Annotated in this window: 14 protein-coding genes; 4 read left to right on the top strand and 10 right to left on the bottom strand. The window is 44.2% G+C overall.

From position 1 onward, the window contains the following. Nucleotide 1 precedes the first annotated feature (1 nt). From ACLD71_RS12760 to ACLD71_RS12750, 3 genes are all read right to left on the bottom strand, one after another. Nucleotides 2-694: a cation transporter gene (locus ACLD71_RS12760; protein WP_411990935.1), complete on the bottom strand. Its 693-nt coding sequence runs from the start codon at nt 692-694 to the stop codon at nt 2-4. Nucleotides 695-791: 97 nt separating this feature from the next. Further along, nucleotides 792-1,010, bottom strand: coding sequence for a DUF6500 family protein (locus ACLD71_RS12755; protein ID WP_137672673.1), 219 nt, complete (start codon nt 1,008-1,010; stop codon nt 792-794). Between the two features lie 10 nt (nt 1,011-1,020). Then, entirely contained in the window at nt 1,021-1,896 is an 876-nt protein-coding gene (locus ACLD71_RS12750) for a WYL domain-containing protein (protein ID WP_411990934.1), read from the bottom strand. A gap of 397 nt (nt 1,897-2,293) precedes the next feature. Here ACLD71_RS12750 and ACLD71_RS12745 point away from each other — a divergent pair, with 397 nt between their 5' ends. Both ACLD71_RS12745 and ACLD71_RS12740 read left to right on the top strand, forming a co-directional pair. Further along, on the top strand, nt 2,294-3,673 hold the full coding sequence (locus ACLD71_RS12745) for a glycosyl hydrolase family 8 (protein ID WP_411990933.1): 1,380 nt from the start codon (nt 2,294-2,296) through the stop codon (nt 3,671-3,673). Nucleotides 3,674-4,056: 383 nt separating this feature from the next. Beyond that, nucleotides 4,057-4,434 (top strand): cellulase family glycosylhydrolase, encoded by a 378-nt coding sequence (locus ACLD71_RS12740; RefSeq protein WP_411990932.1) that lies wholly within the window; start codon nt 4,057-4,059, stop codon nt 4,432-4,434. A gap of 62 nt (nt 4,435-4,496) precedes the next feature. Here ACLD71_RS12740 and ACLD71_RS12735 read toward each other — a convergent pair whose 3' ends face one another. Together ACLD71_RS12735 and ACLD71_RS12730 are read right to left on the bottom strand one after the other, a co-directional pair. After that, the gene (locus ACLD71_RS12735) at nt 4,497-5,507 is read right to left on the bottom strand and encodes an MBL fold metallo-hydrolase (protein WP_411990931.1); all 1,011 of its coding nucleotides are present in this window, start codon (nt 5,505-5,507) and stop codon (nt 4,497-4,499) included. Between the two features lie 129 nt (nt 5,508-5,636). Then, nucleotides 5,637-8,837 carry a diguanylate cyclase gene (locus ACLD71_RS12730; protein WP_411990930.1) on the bottom strand — a complete coding sequence of 1,067 codons (3,201 nt, stop codon included), beginning with the start codon at nt 8,835-8,837 and terminating at the stop codon, nt 5,637-5,639. Between the two features lie 281 nt (nt 8,838-9,118). Here ACLD71_RS12730 and ACLD71_RS12725 point away from each other — a divergent pair, with 281 nt between their 5' ends. Then, on the top strand, nt 9,119-10,102 hold the full coding sequence (locus ACLD71_RS12725; RefSeq protein WP_411990929.1) for a phosphotransferase: 984 nt from the start codon (nt 9,119-9,121) through the stop codon (nt 10,100-10,102). Continuing rightward, nucleotides 10,102-11,058, top strand: a complete 957-nt coding sequence (locus ACLD71_RS12720) for a 3'(2'),5'-bisphosphate nucleotidase CysQ (RefSeq protein WP_411990928.1) — start codon at nt 10,102-10,104, stop codon at nt 11,056-11,058. Before ACLD71_RS12725 ends, ACLD71_RS12720 begins: the two co-directional genes overlap by 1 nt. A 75-nt stretch (nt 11,059-11,133) precedes the next feature. Here the strand turns inward: ACLD71_RS12720 and oppF are convergent, their stop codons facing one another. The 5 genes from oppF to ACLD71_RS12695 all read right to left on the bottom strand — a co-directional run bounded on the left by oppF (nt 11,134) and on the right by ACLD71_RS12695 (nt 16,684). Continuing rightward, nucleotides 11,134-12,123 (bottom strand): murein tripeptide/oligopeptide ABC transporter ATP binding protein OppF, encoded by a 990-nt coding sequence (oppF, locus tag ACLD71_RS12715; RefSeq protein ID WP_137672665.1) that lies wholly within the window; start codon nt 12,121-12,123, stop codon nt 11,134-11,136. Nucleotide 12,124: 1 nt separating this feature from the next. After that, nucleotides 12,125-13,099 (bottom strand): ABC transporter ATP-binding protein, encoded by a 975-nt coding sequence (locus tag ACLD71_RS12710; RefSeq protein ID WP_411990927.1) that lies wholly within the window; start codon nt 13,097-13,099, stop codon nt 12,125-12,127. Nucleotides 13,100-13,114: 15 nt separating this feature from the next. Continuing rightward, a complete protein-coding gene (oppC, locus tag ACLD71_RS12705; RefSeq protein ID WP_137672663.1) occupies nt 13,115-14,023 on the bottom strand; it encodes an oligopeptide ABC transporter permease OppC in 909 nt (302 codons plus the stop codon). Nucleotides 14,024-14,032: 9 nt separating this feature from the next. Beyond that, nucleotides 14,033-14,953, bottom strand: a complete 921-nt coding sequence (gene oppB / locus ACLD71_RS12700) for an oligopeptide ABC transporter permease OppB (RefSeq protein ID WP_137672662.1) — start codon at nt 14,951-14,953, stop codon at nt 14,033-14,035. Nucleotides 14,954-15,055: 102 nt separating this feature from the next. After that, nucleotides 15,056-16,684, bottom strand: a complete 1,629-nt coding sequence (locus ACLD71_RS12695) for an ABC transporter substrate-binding protein (RefSeq protein WP_137672661.1) — start codon at nt 16,682-16,684, stop codon at nt 15,056-15,058. Nucleotides 16,685-16,771 lie beyond the last annotated feature (87 nt).

Here is a 16,771-nt window from a genome sequence, read left to right as displayed (position 1 = left end):
CCTAATAGCCGAGTTCTACTTGGTTAATTTGTTGTAATTGCTTCACGGCACTCAAGGTCATCTTTAACGGCACCCAAATAAAATACGCTGAAGCCAGTATAACCATCACCGGATCAGCATACACCGCAAATTCTGCATACCGTGTTTTAGTCAGCACAATCGCAATGCCAAAGCCCATTAACACCGACGCGCTAATAACACTGTCCATTAACCATTGTTTTGCCTCCGCATCTAACAGCGCCGACTGAGAAGCACTTTTATTTAAAATCCAATACGTTGCGACACAACCCACTACATTAACAAGGCCAAAAATTAACGCCAATCCTGTATCAACGTCACGCCCGCCATGAGTAATAGCTAACACAGCAGTAGCAAAAGACACCAGACACATCACGCTAATCGCTAAACCTTTAAAAGCAACAACCGCAGGCTCAATCATCAGCGCTTTGTTGGGTTTATCATCAAATACAGGGTGCTTCTTTAGCGCTAAGGAACCTAGTGATACCAAGGTGAGCGCTAAACTGACTAAGGAGTAAGCACCATCAAATACAATCACTAAAGAACCAGCCCATAACCCTAAACTGATACCCAGTAATGCAAAAAATAAAGAGGAGAAACTAGAAAAGCTTAACAGTGCTTTTTCCGACCAACCAGAACCAAACATTTCACTACCAATGGCGCAGCTAAGCGACATAACCTTCTATTAAACAATAAAAGTTCGCCATTCTAGTGGGTAAATAATCTACATTCAAGAGTGCCACGCTATGCTAGTAACACTCTTTGCTTCGTAATTACAGCTCGGACTCAACTAAAGCCTTAATTTTGTGGGCTTTTTCAAAATGATTAAGCTGATGGGCGCTTATCCACCAGCTAGCGGCTTCCATTAGCAAAACAGGATCATCATTTTTATTGGCGAAAAACGCATAAAAAGAGAGCCCTACATCACTCCCTTTGCTGGCCATTTTCTTATCGCACACTGTCACAATATGTTGTTTAAGACTGTCGCGCATTTTGATCCCCTTATTCGCTAGCTGTCCAACCAGGCGCAATGGCCAAGCCAGCCACACCTTTAAGCACTGAACAGTCTTTTAAGGCTAGCTGATACTCGCCACCACTTAAGCTATGTGCAGTCGAACAATCTACATTCCATTGTCGCAGCAAATACCCTGCTAACGCAGCCCTTACTTCTAAGGTTAGTAAGCCATTATGCATCGCGTAGTCCAGCTCAATGGCCTGTGGATGAACCAAGCTTGGGTGAACAATCAGTTCAAGCTCAACAATGTGATTCCACTGTTTATCGTATTCACGGGCTTCTAAGGTCTCGATAGACTGATCCAGCACAGCAAGCTGGGTAAAACGGGTGCATACAAAATCACGAAAACTGCTACTCACCCGGTCAAAAGCACGTACATGCCAACGGTGACCATTATTAACCAAGCTATGCGGAACGATCTCTCGGCTAGATTCTCCCGATGAAACAGACAAATACAAACATTGTAAGGGAACGCGATGATGAATAGCGCGCATAATAGCCGCAATAAACTCTGCTTTAGGGTGCACCAAGCGTACGGCGTCAAAGCAGGTATCACTAGGTTCTAGTGGAAATGATAAGCCGTCGCCAAAGCCATGAGATAGGCCGGTTAAAATGGCTTCTGGATTATGGGAAAACAGCGGACTAAATTGATCTCGTCTTAAATAGCGACGCGCCTTGTGATCAAGAAAAGCATTGTTGGGCGCAAACTGCTTGTAGCTTGATAGATCTCTAGTTGCAGCCGCAAGACCAGTTTGAAAACGGCTAATCAAATCGGCTCGGCTTACTTCACCAAAATATTCTAAGCTAAAATCGATAAACGCTAGGCGACTGCGTTGCCCATGACTTAAGTCTTTTAGTTCCATTAATTAACACTCTACATTCCCAGAAAGCAAAAATATTAACAAGGGAGCTTTAGACAGGCAATCATTTTGATTAGCACTTATTTTAGTGTTGATGGGCAGCAAACAAAACTGCAACCCGTTACTTCCATAGCACTATAAATATCAAATATTGATCATTATTTTTTACATCTCAAATTGATTTTTAATCAAAACACCTGCCGTAAGCCGCAAAATAAGACGATACCTATGAAATCAATTTATATTTAATTATCAAAAATTTAAAAAATAATCCTGTTTTACATCACACATCTACGTCACATAATTTTAGCGACAAGCCTTAGCCTCCCCCAACTCAATATGTACAAAATATAAACTACAGATGTTAACGCTAACAAACACAAAAACATAAGGATATAAAATGAAGCCTTTTATAACTACGCGACCACTCTTTAGCTGTGCACTGTTTAGCTCAGTGTTACTACTAAGTGCTACCGGCTTTTCGGCAGAAGCAGCGCTTAGCAAGCAAAATTTAGCCAACTCCGGATATTGGGGTGGTATTTTGCTACCCGATAACAACGCAATTAGCGCCTCTGAATTGAACACCATTTACAATCGTTTTGTAGATAACTACATCGTTAATGTTGGTAGCGATAAAGCCCGTGTAAAATGGGGATCTGGCGGTGCATTGCGTGATGGCAGCGGAAACGTAAGTAAGGATGCTTACGCTACCGCCTCCGAAGGCATGGGCTACGGTATGCTGATTACCGCTTATGGCAACGACAAGACTCGCTTCGATAAACTGTACCGTTTTTACAAAAAAACTATTGATGATAACAACGCAGCCTTAATGCCTTGGTTGGTATGGGACAACGCCTCTCCAGTAACTAATCAAATTTGTTACGGCATTGTGGGTCAAAACCAAACCTGCTTTGGTGCTGGCGGTGGCGGCCCTGCTACCGATGGCGATGTTGATATCGCGATGGCCTTATTTGTTGCCGCAGACAAATGGAGCGGTACCGGTATTGATTATCGCGCTGAGGCCATTCACACCGTTAACGAACTACACGACAACTGGCTGCATTGGTGCGCCGACGACGGTGGCACTTGGGTTGTTAAGCCCTACCAAAAATCTAATTTTGATCCCTGTAAAGACGAAATTGATGCCTCATACTCCATTCCTGCTTTTTTCCGTTTCTTTGCAGAAGTGGCCGCATTAGACAGCAAAGTAAGCAACACCAACGATCGCTGGAATTCAGCTGCACGTGATTTATATGCCAAGTTGCTAGATAAACAAAAAGCGGGCCCTAACGGAGACAAAACCTTTGTGCCTGATTGGATGAAGCTAGACGGTAGCGATGTATCCGGTCGCAGTACTAATTATGGTTCAGACGCTTCACGTATCCCATGGAGAGTGACCATGGACTACGCCTGGTATGGCACCGACGAATCGCGTAACTGGACACGCCGTTTAATCAATGACCTTGTCAACAATTCCAACAACGGAGACATATCAGGTATTGAGGCTGATATTGCTCGATCTACTGGTAATAGCGCCGGTTACAACGGGCGGTCATTTTCTGGCGGCTTTGCGGTTGCAGCCATGCTTTATGATTGGTACCCCGCTAACGCAAACAACTATACCAACCATTGGGTTAACGAAACCCTCAATGGTAGTTTACCGTGGAACATAGGTGCAAACGGTTATGAGAATGCCAACAACGATTACTACGGCATGGCGTTATCAACGCTGTATGCGCTCACCCTAACCGGCAATACCTATAAACCCGCAGCGAACTGACAACAAACCTGCAAGGGTTGGTTGTGCCGTACAACCCTTGCTTAACCCGCAACTCTAGGTGGAACAGCTAATGAACAAACTAATAAGAGTATTGTTATTACTTGTAATGACTAACCTAGCATACGGATGAAATGCCGCGACATTAACCGATAAAATGGCCAAGTAATGCGAGAGCACCGATGCCCCTCGGTAACCCTTATGCAAAACCTAGCGCACTGTCACTACCAATATTGAATTGCGGAGGAAGGTAAAAACTTAGGTTTTAATACCGTTCGAGTAGCGTAGGTTGACCCCTTTGTTGCTTGGGATCCAAAAGGGACACCTAGTCTAGGGGCTAATTGGTCGGTAGATGAAGTGAATTCCAACGCACTCGTGGCTTTGACATGATGGCTGACTTCTGGCGTAAGGTGGCAAGCCGCTATAAAGATAATGACTTGGTTTATTATGAATTGAACAATGAACAAGCCTGGAATGACGCAGATTACAAATCATCTGCTTTTATGGAGCCAATGCCTCAGGTCTACCAACAAGTAAGACGTGATGCACCTCAACACTATATTATTATGTTCTCGTTCCATTCAATTGCGCTGAATATGAAAAGTATCGTTGATCAATACTCTTGGATTGATTGGAGTAATACCTCGGTAGGCTTTCACTTTTATGGCGCGCCTAACGGCAACATGAACCAAGAAATTACCCACTTAAATGACCTGCTAAACAACTACCCAACTATTTGTACTGAGTGGGATTACTTAGGCTAAGGCCATAACTACGTTAAGCGCTACGGTTATGATGTAAACGCCAAGCCTTAGTTCACTAGTGCTTATTCTAATCGCAGTGTTTCACCAATTGCCATACTCACAAACTCACCTTGTTTAGCGTGCTCGCTCAGCTCTATTAATTGCTCTGCAGGCTCCATTACAGGCTCAGCGGTTAAAGGGTATGTGCCCCAGTGCATGCCTATCGACAGTTTTGAGCGCACATCATTATGAATCTTAATCGCCTCAGGCACGTTCACGTGCTGGTCTTTCATAAAGTCGCGAGGGGCGTAGGCTCCAATAGGGATAAAAGCTAAATCTATCTCACCCGCCCATTGGCCAATTTCCTTGAAGTCGTAAGGGTTGTAACCAGTGTCTCCGGCAAACCATAAACGTTTGTTGTCTACTTCAATTAACCAACTGGCCCAATGGCTTTTATTGCGGTCAAACAAACCACGTGCTGACCAATGCTGACTAGGCGTAGCTGTAATCTGGGTATTTGCTCGCTGTTCTGAATCCCACCAAGCCAATTCACTAATATTGTTGCTATCCACCCCCATTTTTTCAAACCAAGCACCTAAGCCCTCGGGAACTAAGTAATGGGTAGAGTTACCTAAGGCTTTAACTGCCATTTTATCTAGGTGGTCATAATGATTGTGTGAGATCACCACAAAATCAATCTTTGGCAAATCTTCCGGATTAAAGGTAAGCGGGACTAATCGTTTAGGGCCAGCAAAACTCACCGGCGATACGCGTTCACTAAACACGGGATCTGTAAGAAAAGTAACACTAGGTAACTGCACCAAGAAGCTAGAGTGGCCTAGCCAGGTAATTTTATTGGTTTGCTGCGGGTTATTGATTAGCGCTATATCTACCGTTTGACGTGGAATATCGCTGGCCTGGGCAGCTTGGTCAGCCCACACTTGCTCGCCAAAATAGCGAACATACAAAAACTTGAAAGGGTTTTTCTCTATAGGGGGAATATGGTTGTTTTGATAAACCTTATCCGACGAACTACACGCCACAATCAGGCCTACGGTGAACACTACAACTAGCCCAGTTAACAACTTCGCCACTATCAATCCTTTGGAGTTACACTCAATAATATTGCCACTGTAAAAGTTCTATAGCGCTTAAGGCAAGTACCAGAGCAATAAAAAAGCGCTAGCTACCCGCTAACGCTTCATCTTCACAGCTAGAAAAAATTAATCTAAAACAAACTCTTGGCTTAAGCTCATCACGCTAACGCGTCCTTTGCCTTCAGCTTTAGCGCGATATAAAGCGCGATCTGCTTGTTTAAGCAGCCAATCTTCATTTAGGTCGGCATGCTCTACTCCACCGCAATCAGTGATACCAATTGAGCAGCTTAAATCTGGCAGTTCGGTCACTAACTCTGGTTTATCAGCCCAAGCACTCAATTCATTCTTAAAGTGATTTCGGTTCTGTAAATTAGTGAGTAAACGCTCTGCGGTAAGTTTTGCTTGAGCATGATTTGCACTAGGAAACACCACCACAAATTCGTCGCCGCCCCAGCGCGCAATAATGTCTCCAGCACGCATGGTTTGTACGAGTAAATCGGCAAACGCGCTAAGTACTTTGTCGCCAACATCATGACCAAGCAAGTCGTTAACGATTTTAAAATTGTCCAAGTCGATATAAGCCAACGAACAGTGATACGTGCCATTTTGCTGCTCAAACATCACCAATTCTTGGTCTAATCGTGCCAACAAAGCTTGGCGATTAAATAAGCCCGTAAGCGAGTCTGTGGTCGACATTTTCAGCAAATTTTCGCGGTGTTTTAGTTGCTGTAATTGGCTGCCTAACTGGCGACTAATAAGATTTAAAGTGTCTTGATCTTGTCTATCGAAGTAACGGTTACTATTAAAGTTACAAAGCGTTAAAGCGCCATAAAGGTGCTCATCAACAAAAATAGGTAAACAGGCTAATGAGTTATACGTCGCGCGTTTTCCATCTTCACCTTTGGAGCTAAAACTGTTGTTTATCCAGGTGGTATGGTTATCTTCAATATGGGCTAAGTAATGTTGTACTTGTTCTTCGGGAATCGCTTTTCCTACATGAGTCCACTCTGTCCAACCTTCAGAAGTAAAGTGATGAATCATGCCGACTTGCACGGTAAAGTTGCCACACACCAGTTTTAAGCTCTCAACGGCTAAATCCATGGTGCTTTCAAAACGTTCAGGCAATGATTGCATTCGGCTAATCAACTGCATCTCGCGCAGCCGCTGCTGCACTTGCCGTAACTGAGTATCTTGCTTGGCATTACGCACCAAATCGAGCAAGTTTAAAGAAACATCGTTTAGCGGAAACTTCTCAATGTCTTTAGCATAAAAGGCATTACGTTTATCAATAACCTTTTTTATACCCTTAAAAATTTCGGTGAAACGCGGCAAGACTAAGGATTCGCACATGGCTAAGCTAGATTGCAGCAATCTATCGCACGCTTCCCAGTTACCTTGTCGGCTATAGACTTCCAATAATTCGGTACTGCATTGCGGCAGTAGGCGGCTATCCATATCCACGACTTCGCCTAACAAGGCGGGCGCTTTTTCAAAGGTTTGCTGAGCCTCATCGAGTCGGTCATCTACAACATCAAGTGAGCCTTGCAATAATGCTCTTAAAAAGGCACCAGTACTAGACGGGTTAAATGGTAAACCTTGCATGCGTTCTAAACACTGCTGGGCACGAGCTAACTCACCTAATTTAGTATGGCAAAAGCCTTTTAGACTAAATACATCGTAAAGGTTACGAAAAGGAAAGTGAGTCATTTGGCGTATACGACAAATTCGCACTAACTGCTCTAATACGTCACAGGCTTGCTGGTAATCTCGGGTACAAAAATACAACCACGCAAAGTTGTACAAAGTAACTACTAATTCCGAGTAATCACCAGTATGGCGAGCAATAGAATAAGCGGCTAGGTATTGCTGTTGTGCTTCTGGGTATTTTTCCAACAAGGTATTAAAGTAACCGGTACCGTTATACATTCTTACCCGTTCGCTGGCTTCACCCAGTTGTTCGCGAATACGCGAACTTACAGCAAAACAACGAAACGTAGCGTGGTAACGGCTAATGTAAGAATAAATAATGCCTTTGCTGTGATAGCTGGCGGCAATGCCTTGGCGATGCCCCATACGGCGAGCCAGTATCAGTGCTTGCTGAGTAAAATCTAGTGCAATAGTTGAATCGAGCTCTTCATAAAACCGCAAATACGTGTAGTAGTTACGCAGTGCATACAGGCGTGAACAATCCATATTGTATTGCTTCAATACTTTGTCTAGATGTTCAAACTCAAGTAACTGTAAAGGTGTAGATGACTTATCGTGGGCATAAAAATTCACAAATAAAGATTGCGCTAACAAGTGCCCATCGGCCGCTTGCTCTGCCAACTCTAAGGCTGCTTCTGAACATTGCATCGCTTCTTCAAAGCTTTGCTGCTGTACCAGGGTAATACTTAACAAATTAAGTAAATGTACTTTATTAAACGCCGGCTCTAAGGTTTCTTGAAACACTTGTAGCAACTCTAATTCGGTCACCGCAGAATTCAACTCGCCTTGATAAAGCAAGGCTTCAGCTAACTGAAGCTGCAAGCTAGCTTTTGTAGCATCGTCTAAATCGTTGCTTTCAAGCATTAAACGCGCCGCCGTTTCAGCTTCTGGCCAAGCCATAAAAGCAATATTTTCGGCCACTAAGGCGTCTGCACTTTTTATACAATCACGATACTGCCAACGTGCTTTTAAAGGCGATTGGCTTGCAGGTACTTTGTGAATCAGCGTGGTGTCGTCTAACCAATCTAGAAACCCTTCCCACGCTTCATCGTCTTGGCGATTGGCTAAGGCATATTGAGTATCAATTGATACCAATACCATTAGCGGAAGGTTAGGTTTTTGATTGACCAAAGCTTTGACCAGCTGAATGGCCGAAGCAGAAGCAAAGTGCCAACCACTAAGCACTACCAAACAAGGCTCTAGCACCAACAGTTCGGTTAACTTAAGGATCGCTTTTTCAATAGATTGCTGCTCAAAGTACAAATCATCCACTATGACCATTTCACTGCGGGAATAGGGTTTGCCTTCTAACATGTCGCATATATTCTGCTGCAGAGGAACAAAGTCGGTGACTTTTTTCGATAATTCTTTGGCAGTATACGGTGAGCATTCAAAACGAGCGGTTAACAAGGCAAACAAAGCACTATAGGGCGAATAAGCACTAAGATTGTTGAGCGTAATCATGTACATCGGCACTGCTTGCTGCTCTGAAAAATCAGAAGCACAACGCGCTAAGTTTTCAGGATCGGAACACTGGAAAAAGCTAAAACTTGCTTTGTTTTGCAGCGCTAATTGCCAGTCAATGGTCAATCGCTTAGAGAAATGGTCTACTTGGGGCATACTTGAAATCGCCCTCCCAGGCAAACTTGAACACTCGCTATAGTAAGATATTTACTCAATAATCGATGCCAAGATGGTCACATAAAGCTCGGGAAAAAGCCTATATATACAGCCAGATAATAAAACTGATAACTTGGTCAACTTTATTTAGTGTTTAGCTCGCCAACGCTGAATCAAACAGCCCATGGGTAAACAACAAGAAATTAAACTTGATAGTCACACTCGTGTTTAGGTGCTCGTATGACGTACTATATCTAGATACTCGAACCACAATTATTTTAATGTCTTTAAGTATCCAACAACAAGCAAAACTTTGCCAAATAAACCAAGCCAAACAGATTCACCATAGCGAGTTGATTCAGTCACTATGGGGCGGATATGGCGAATTACTAAGAGTGCACTTTAAGCAGGGTTTGCGCTCTAGCCTAGTGGTTAAAAATATTCGTTATCCAGAGCAAGTAGAACACCCTCGCGGATGGAATACTCAAGGCTCTCACCAACGTAAAGTTCGCTCTTATCAAGTTGAACTTGCTTGGTATCAACACTTTGCAGCAGCCTGTGATAACAATTGTTACGTTCCAAGCCTGTTAGACCTAAGTGCAGATAACAATCAACAATGGCTGGTTCTTGAAGACTTACATACTCTCGGTTTCAATCAAGTAAAACAACAAGTAAGCGCAGAACAAGCATTGATATGTGTGCGTTGGCTGGCTTACTTTCATGCGCGTTTTTTACAAGCCTCAGCAGCACAACTTTGGCAACAAGGTAGCTACTGGCATTTAGCTACCCGCCCAGACGAACTCGCTGCCATGGAAGATAGTCCACTCAAGCAAGCAGCGACGGCCATCGACCAACAACTACAAAACAGTGACTACCATTGTTTGATTCACGGAGATGCCAAACTTGCTAATTTTTGCTTTAACCAAGAGGTGAGCCAAGCAGCTGCGGTAGACTTTCAATACGTGGGTAAAGGCTGTGGCATTCAGGATTTAGTCTTGTTTATGGGCAGCTGTTTAAGTGAACAGCAATGTTTTGAACAACAAGACCATTTTCTTGCAGTCTACTTTAACCAGCTTAAGCAGGCTATTTCGCACTATAAGATAAGCTTAGTAAACGTTGCCGAGCTAGAACGTCAGTGGCGCGCGTTATATCCCTTCGCCTGGGCCGACTTTCAGCGGTTTCTGCTTGGCTGGAGCCCTGACCATTGGAAACTCAATAGTTACAGCGAACAACAAACCCAACGTGCGCTTAAGGCCCTAGCTTAGTGAATAGCATTAATCATCCATCAATATCCTGCCCATTTAGCGCGGCGAACCTTGAGCAGCTTACGCAACTCGCCATTGAAGCCGCACAACAAGCCGGTGAGTACATCGCCGCCTTCCCGCGTAGCTCGCTAGAGGTTGATCGCAAATCTTCTACCCTAAGTTTAAGTGCGCAAGTGGTGACTCAGGTTGATGTGTACTGTGAGCAATTGATTTTAGACCACTTGAAACAGGCTACTCAGCAATTTGAGCTGGCGGTATTAGCCGAAGAAAATACTCAGCAACACAGTCTTAGCCAACACCCAAGGCTCACTCAACCAGCATTTTGGGCCATTGACCCTCTTGATGGCACCCTACCCTTTATTGAAGGCGGCAATGGTTGCGCGGTGTCTATCGCCCTTGTAAACAAGCAAGGTCAGCCATTGATTGGAGTGGTATACCTTCCCTTCTCCAAAGTTTTGTATCACAGCTACTTTGACGTGAACTCCCATCAATACCGAAGCATTAAACAGCAGCAAACGTTTAGCCTTAGCACGGCTAAAATTAGCCAAGCCTTAGTATTTTACTGTGATAGAAGTAGCTTGAAAGAAGCCTACTTTAGCCCGCTAAAGCAGCAGCTAAGCGCCTTAGCAAATCGTTTAGGCTACCAAGAGTTAGTGGTTAATCAAGATGCTGGCGCGGTAGTAAACGCTTGCTCAGCAATGGAAAGCAATGATGCTTTTTACTTGAAACTAGCTAAGCGCAACGAGGGCGGTGGCAGCATTTGGGATTTTGCCGCTACCGCTGCTATTGCGAGGGGAAGAGAGGCGTGGGTAAGTGACAGTATGGGCCAAACCTTAGCGCTAAATAACTCAAGATCTAGCTTTATGAATCAGCAAGGCGTGTTGTATGCCAGCTCCCAAGATATAGCCGAACAGATTTTAGCTTTAAAGCTGAATCAACAGTTTAGTGATATCTAAGGTCAAAGCGACCAAGCGAAAGCTAAGCAACAAAAAAGCCAGACAAGTGTCTGGCTTTTTATTCCCGACTAAGGCTTACACTGCAGTATGAATACAGCTCACTGAGTGATCGCTAGTACCTTCCAACTGCGGTTTTAACTGAGCACACTGCTCGGTAGCAATTGGACAGCGAGTGCGGAATACACACCCCGATGGCGGGCTAATAGGCGAAGGTAAATCGCCTTCTAGCAAATCAATGGTTTTGTTACGTTCCAAATCAGGATCAGGAATTGGCACTGCCGACATGAGGGCTTTAGTATATGGATGTGTGGGTTTATCAAATAGTGCTTTCGATGTGCCCAGCTCTACTGCATTCCCCAAATACATCACTAACACTCGGTCAGAAATGTGTTTCACTACCGATAAATCATGAGCAATGAAAATAAGGCTAAGCCCCATTTCAGCCTGTAATTCTTTAAGTAAGTTAACCACCTGTGCTTGAATCGATACATCTAAGGCAGAGACCGGTTCATCACAAATAATCATCTTAGGTTTTAAGATTAGCGCCCGTGCAATACCAATACGTTGACACTGACCACCAGAAAACTCATGCGGATAACGGTTAATAACGTTAGGCAATAAACCTACTTTGGTCATCATCTCTTTTACCTGCTGCTTAACTTCTGCCTTGCTCAGCTTGGGGTAAAAGGTTTGTAAAGGCTCGGCAATAATATCGCCAACGGTCATGCGTGGGTTTAACGAGGCCAGCGGATCTTGGAAGATCATCTGAATCTCTTTACGTTTCTCACGTAGTTCTTTATGTGGCAATTTAGTTAAGTCTTGGCCTAACCACACCACCTTACCCGCTTCGGCTGGCACTAAGCCAATCACCGCACGCGCAAAGGTAGATTTACCACAGCCAGACTCACCAACCACACCCAAGGTTTCACCTTGATAGAGTTTTAGTGATACACCGTCTACCGCTTTTAAAGTAGCCGCCGGTGCCCAAGGCAAACCTTTGTTGTTCTTAATTTTGAAATAGACTTTTAAATCCACTACGTCCAGCAATAAGGCTTTATCACTCATGTTATTGGCCTCCGCTTAAGTGGAAGTTGTCATGGCAAGCACGCTGACGCTGATCGCCAAAAGTGCTTAGTTCAGGCGTGTGCTGACGACAGTGATCACTCACTCTGTGGCAACGCTCCTGGAATGGACAGCCCTGCGGAAGCTTTAACAAGTTAGGTGGGTTACCCGGAATTGTTGGCAGTATTTCGCCTTCGGTATCCAAGCGTGGAATCGCTTTTAACAGGCCTTCGGTATAGGGGTGGCTTGGTCGATAGAATACGTCTTTAGCGCTCCCATATTCCATGGTTCGCCCGGCGTACATCACCAGCACTTTGTCACAAATACCCGCTACAACTCCTAAGTCGTGAGTAATCATAATAATCGCCGTATTAAACTCACTTTTAAGTTCGTTTAACAAAGTCATTATCTGCGCTTGAACGGTAACATCCAAGGCAGTGGTAGGCTCATCGGCAATCAATAATTGTGGTTTGCAAAGTAAGGCCATCGCAATCATTACGCGCTGACGCATACCGCCAGAAAACTCATGTGGATACATCGCCATGCGCTTTTCAGCTTCTGGCATTTTCACCGCATCTAGCATGCGCACTGCTTCTAGATGGGCTTCACGATTACTCATGCCTTTGTGCAAACGCAATACTTCTTTAAGCTGCTCACCTACTTTCATATAAGGGTTGAGCGAAGTCATTGGGTCTTGGAAAATCATCGAGATTTTCTCAGCACGAATAGCGTTTAACTGCTGTTCAGGCAAGTTAAGCACTTGCTGACCATTAAACAGCGCTTCGCCAGAAATGATGCCGTTTTTCGCTAGTAATCCCATTAAAGCAAAAGCGGTTTGGCTTTTACCAGAACCCGATTCACCCACAATGCCTAAGGTTTGTCCGGCTTCCAATGAAAAGGTTAAATCATTCACTGCTGTAACACTGCCTTCAGGAGTTGAAAACTCCACGCGAAGGTCTTTAACGTCTAATAAACTCATTGTTATACCCTTGCCTTACCGATCTTTCGGATCTAAGGCATCACGTAAACCGTCGCCTACATAGTTAAAACTGAATAGTGTGACAACCATAAATGCCGCTGGATACAGCAATTGCCAAATGGCAATTTCCATGGTCTGCGAACCATCTTGTAATAGTGCGCCCCAAGATGTCATTGGCTCTTGTACACCTAAACCTAAAAAGCTTAAGAATGACTCTGTAAGAATCATTTGCGGCACCAGTAAAGTGGCGTACACCGCCACAATGCCTAATACGTTTGGCACAATATGGCGAGTAATGATCTTCCATTTAGATACACCACATACTTCGGCGGCTTCAATAAATTCTTTGTTTTTAAGGCTTAAGGTTTGGCCACGAACAATACGCGCCATGTCTAACCACGATACTGCACCAATCGCCACAAATACCAAGAAGATGTTACGGCCAAAAAAGGTCACCAACAAAATCACAAAGAACATGAATGGAATACCATAAAGGATCTCTAGCAAGCGCATCATGACTCGGTCTACTGTGCCACCCAAAAAGCCAGAGGTGGCGCCATACAAGGTGCCAATAAGCACCGCTACAAATGCCCCCATTACACCAACAAGTAACGATATTTGACCACCTAATAAGGTACGTACAAACATGTCTCTACCTAAAGAATCGGTGCCAAAATAATGGCCACTCTCGATAGACGGTGCATGATGCATAGCGCCCCAGTCAGTATCGTCAAAAGCAAACTCACTAAGGTGCGAGCCAAATGCCACTAACAAGGTAATAAATACTAAGATGCCCAAACTCACCATCGCCGCGCGGTTGCGCATAAAGCGCATGCGGGCGTCTTGCCACAGGCTGCGACCTTCAATTTCCAACTTATCGGCGAACTCGCTAAGCGCTTCGCTGTTCTGTTTATTATCTAACATAGCAGCCTCCTAGTAGCGAATTTTCGGATCGATGAAGGCATATAGAATGTCGACAATCGCATTGAAAATAATAGTGAAACTACCAATCAGAATGGTTAAACCTAATACTAATGAGTAATCTCGGTTAAGCGCACCGTTTACAAACAACTTACCAAAGCCCGGTAAACCAAAAATGGTTTCAATCACTACCGAGCCAGTAATAATACCGACAAACGCTGGCCCCATATACGACACCACTGGTAGCAGTGCAGGACGTAAAGCATGGCGCAATATGATGTGGCGATAAGGTAGGCCTTTAGCTTTAGCGGTACGGATAAAATTGGAGCTTAATACTTCAATCATGCTACCGCGCATAATCCGCGCAAAAGACGCAACGTAGAGTAAAGACATGCCAAGCATCGGCAATATGATGTATTGCAGTTGCCCCCCATTCCACCCGCCTGCGGGTAGCCATTGCAGCTTAATGGCGAAGATATACACCAAAGTAGGGGCTAATACAAAGGAAGGCATCACCACCCCGGCCATTGCCGTAGACATAATACTAAAGTCCATCCAGGTGTTTTGTTTAAGTGCCGCTAGCGTGCCAACAGACACACCCATTAATACTGTGAATATAAAGGCGATTGAGCCAATTTTGGCAGACACCGGTAGGGCTTGCGCCACTAACTCATTCACGGTGTAGTCTTTATATTTAAATGAAGGGCCAAGGTCGCCTTGAGCCAAACTGCCTAAATAGGAGAAATACTGCTCCAAAACCGGTTTATCTAAACCGTATTTCGCCTCGATGTTGGCGAGGACTTCAGGCGGTAGTGAGCGCTCACCAGAGAAAGGGCTTCCCGGGGCAAAACGCATCATGAAAAAGGTGATAGTAATCAATACCAGCAAAGTGGGGATTGCTTCTAACATTCGTTTTAAGATGAACTTAATCATACAAGTATCCAGCTTTTATTTATTTTCGTTGCACACTATTAACTAGCTAACAACAAAATAAGGCACCCTGATAAGCAAGGTGCCTTATTCAACAAACATCAATTATTTAGCGATGATGTATAGATCTTTGGTGTAAATTTTATCTTCCGCGTTATTCATTGGGTAACCACCCACTGTTGGTTTAACCAAACGCGCATTTACATAGTGGTAGATAGGTGCAAGCGGCATATCTTGAGCAAGTTGCGCTTCCGCTTGACGGTAGTTATCACTGCGAACGGCATCGTCTACAGCAGCCATCGCACCATTCATAAAGCCATCGTAAGCAGGGCTATTGTAGAATTGGTCGTTGTTACCGTTGTTGCTTTGCATTAACGAAAGGAAGGTAGACGCTTCGTTGTAATCACCACACCAACCCGCGCGAGTAACATCGTAGTTACCGTTACGGCGGTTATCTAGGAAAGTTTTCCACTCTTGGTTTTCAAGGTTAACTTTAACACCCAACGTTTTCTTCCACATAGACGCTACCGCAATAGCAATTTTCTTGTGGTTCTCACTGGTGTTATACAACAAAGTAAACTCTAGAGGCTTGTCTTTACCGTAACCTAGCTCGGCCAGTAACGCCGCTGCTTTAGCGTTACGCTCTTTTTGTGTCCAGGTTGCGTAATCTGGCGTATCAACTTGTAAGCCAGCCACTTTTTGGTGAGCAAAATTGTAAGCTGGCAATTCGCCTTTACCTACAATGAATTTAGCGACTGCGTCACGATCAATGGCGTAAGACAAAGCTTTGCGCACTCGAACATCGTCAAACGGGGCTTTTTTGTTGTTAAAGCCGTAGTAGTAAGAACATAAGTAAGGCGTTACTTTTAACGAATCTGGCTGCTCTTTCTGCATACGCTTAAAGTGCTCGTTAGCCATTTCGTAAGTCATATCGATTTCACCGGCTAAAAAGCGGTTCATGTCGGTGACTTGGTTCTCGATAGGTAGGTAAGTCACTTTGTTAATAACAGTACTGTCGTTGTCCCAGTAGTTATCATTGCGAGCCATTACGATTTTCTCGTTAACTACCCACTCGCTCACTTTATAAGCGCCATTACCCACGAAGTTTGCAGGTAGCGTCCACTTGTCACCAAACTTCTCTACCGTTGCGCGATGAACTGGCTTCAAGGTGGTGTGAGAAGTCATCGCTACGAAATACGGTAGCGCTTGCTCAAGTTTAATTTCGAGGGTGTAATCGTCTAAGGCGGTAACCGCTAATTCAGAGGCTGGTTTTTTGCCATCAATAATCTCTGCTGCGTTTACCATGGTAGTCATTTCTAAATACCAAGAGTAAGGAGCGGCTGTTTTAGGGTCTACAGCGCGTTTGAAACTATATTCAAAATCGTGAGCCGTTAATGCATCGCCATTTGACCATTTTGCGTCTTTACGTAGGTGAAAAACGAAGGTTTTATTGTCTTTAGTTTCCCATGACTCTGCTACTCCAGGCACTAAATTGCCATCGCCGTCTTGGTTTACTAACCCTTCAAGAAGCTCTCGAATCACGTTTGATTCAGGAACACCTTCGGTTTTATGAGGGTCCAAAGAAGCAGGCTCAGTACCGTTACCACGGACTAATTCTTGTACCGGCGCAAGTTTAACGCCAGCAGGAACATCTGCAGCAAAAGTAGCGGTAGTGAAGGTACTTAGTATTGCGGCGCTAACGAGGCTAGCCGCGAGGGTTTTAGCAGTTTTCATTTTCATCTCCATATTGACACAGTGAGCTATATTTTAGCCTTCTGTGATATTTCCATTCACTTTACATGAATATTAAATCAGTACAAT

Source organism: Agarivorans sp. DSG3-1 (assembly GCF_046774965.1).
Taxonomy (GTDB): Bacteria; Pseudomonadota; Gammaproteobacteria; order Enterobacterales; family Celerinatantimonadaceae; genus Agarivorans.
The sequence above is the reverse complement of the archived record's forward strand: the minus strand, read 5'-3'. Positions and strand labels throughout refer to the sequence as shown.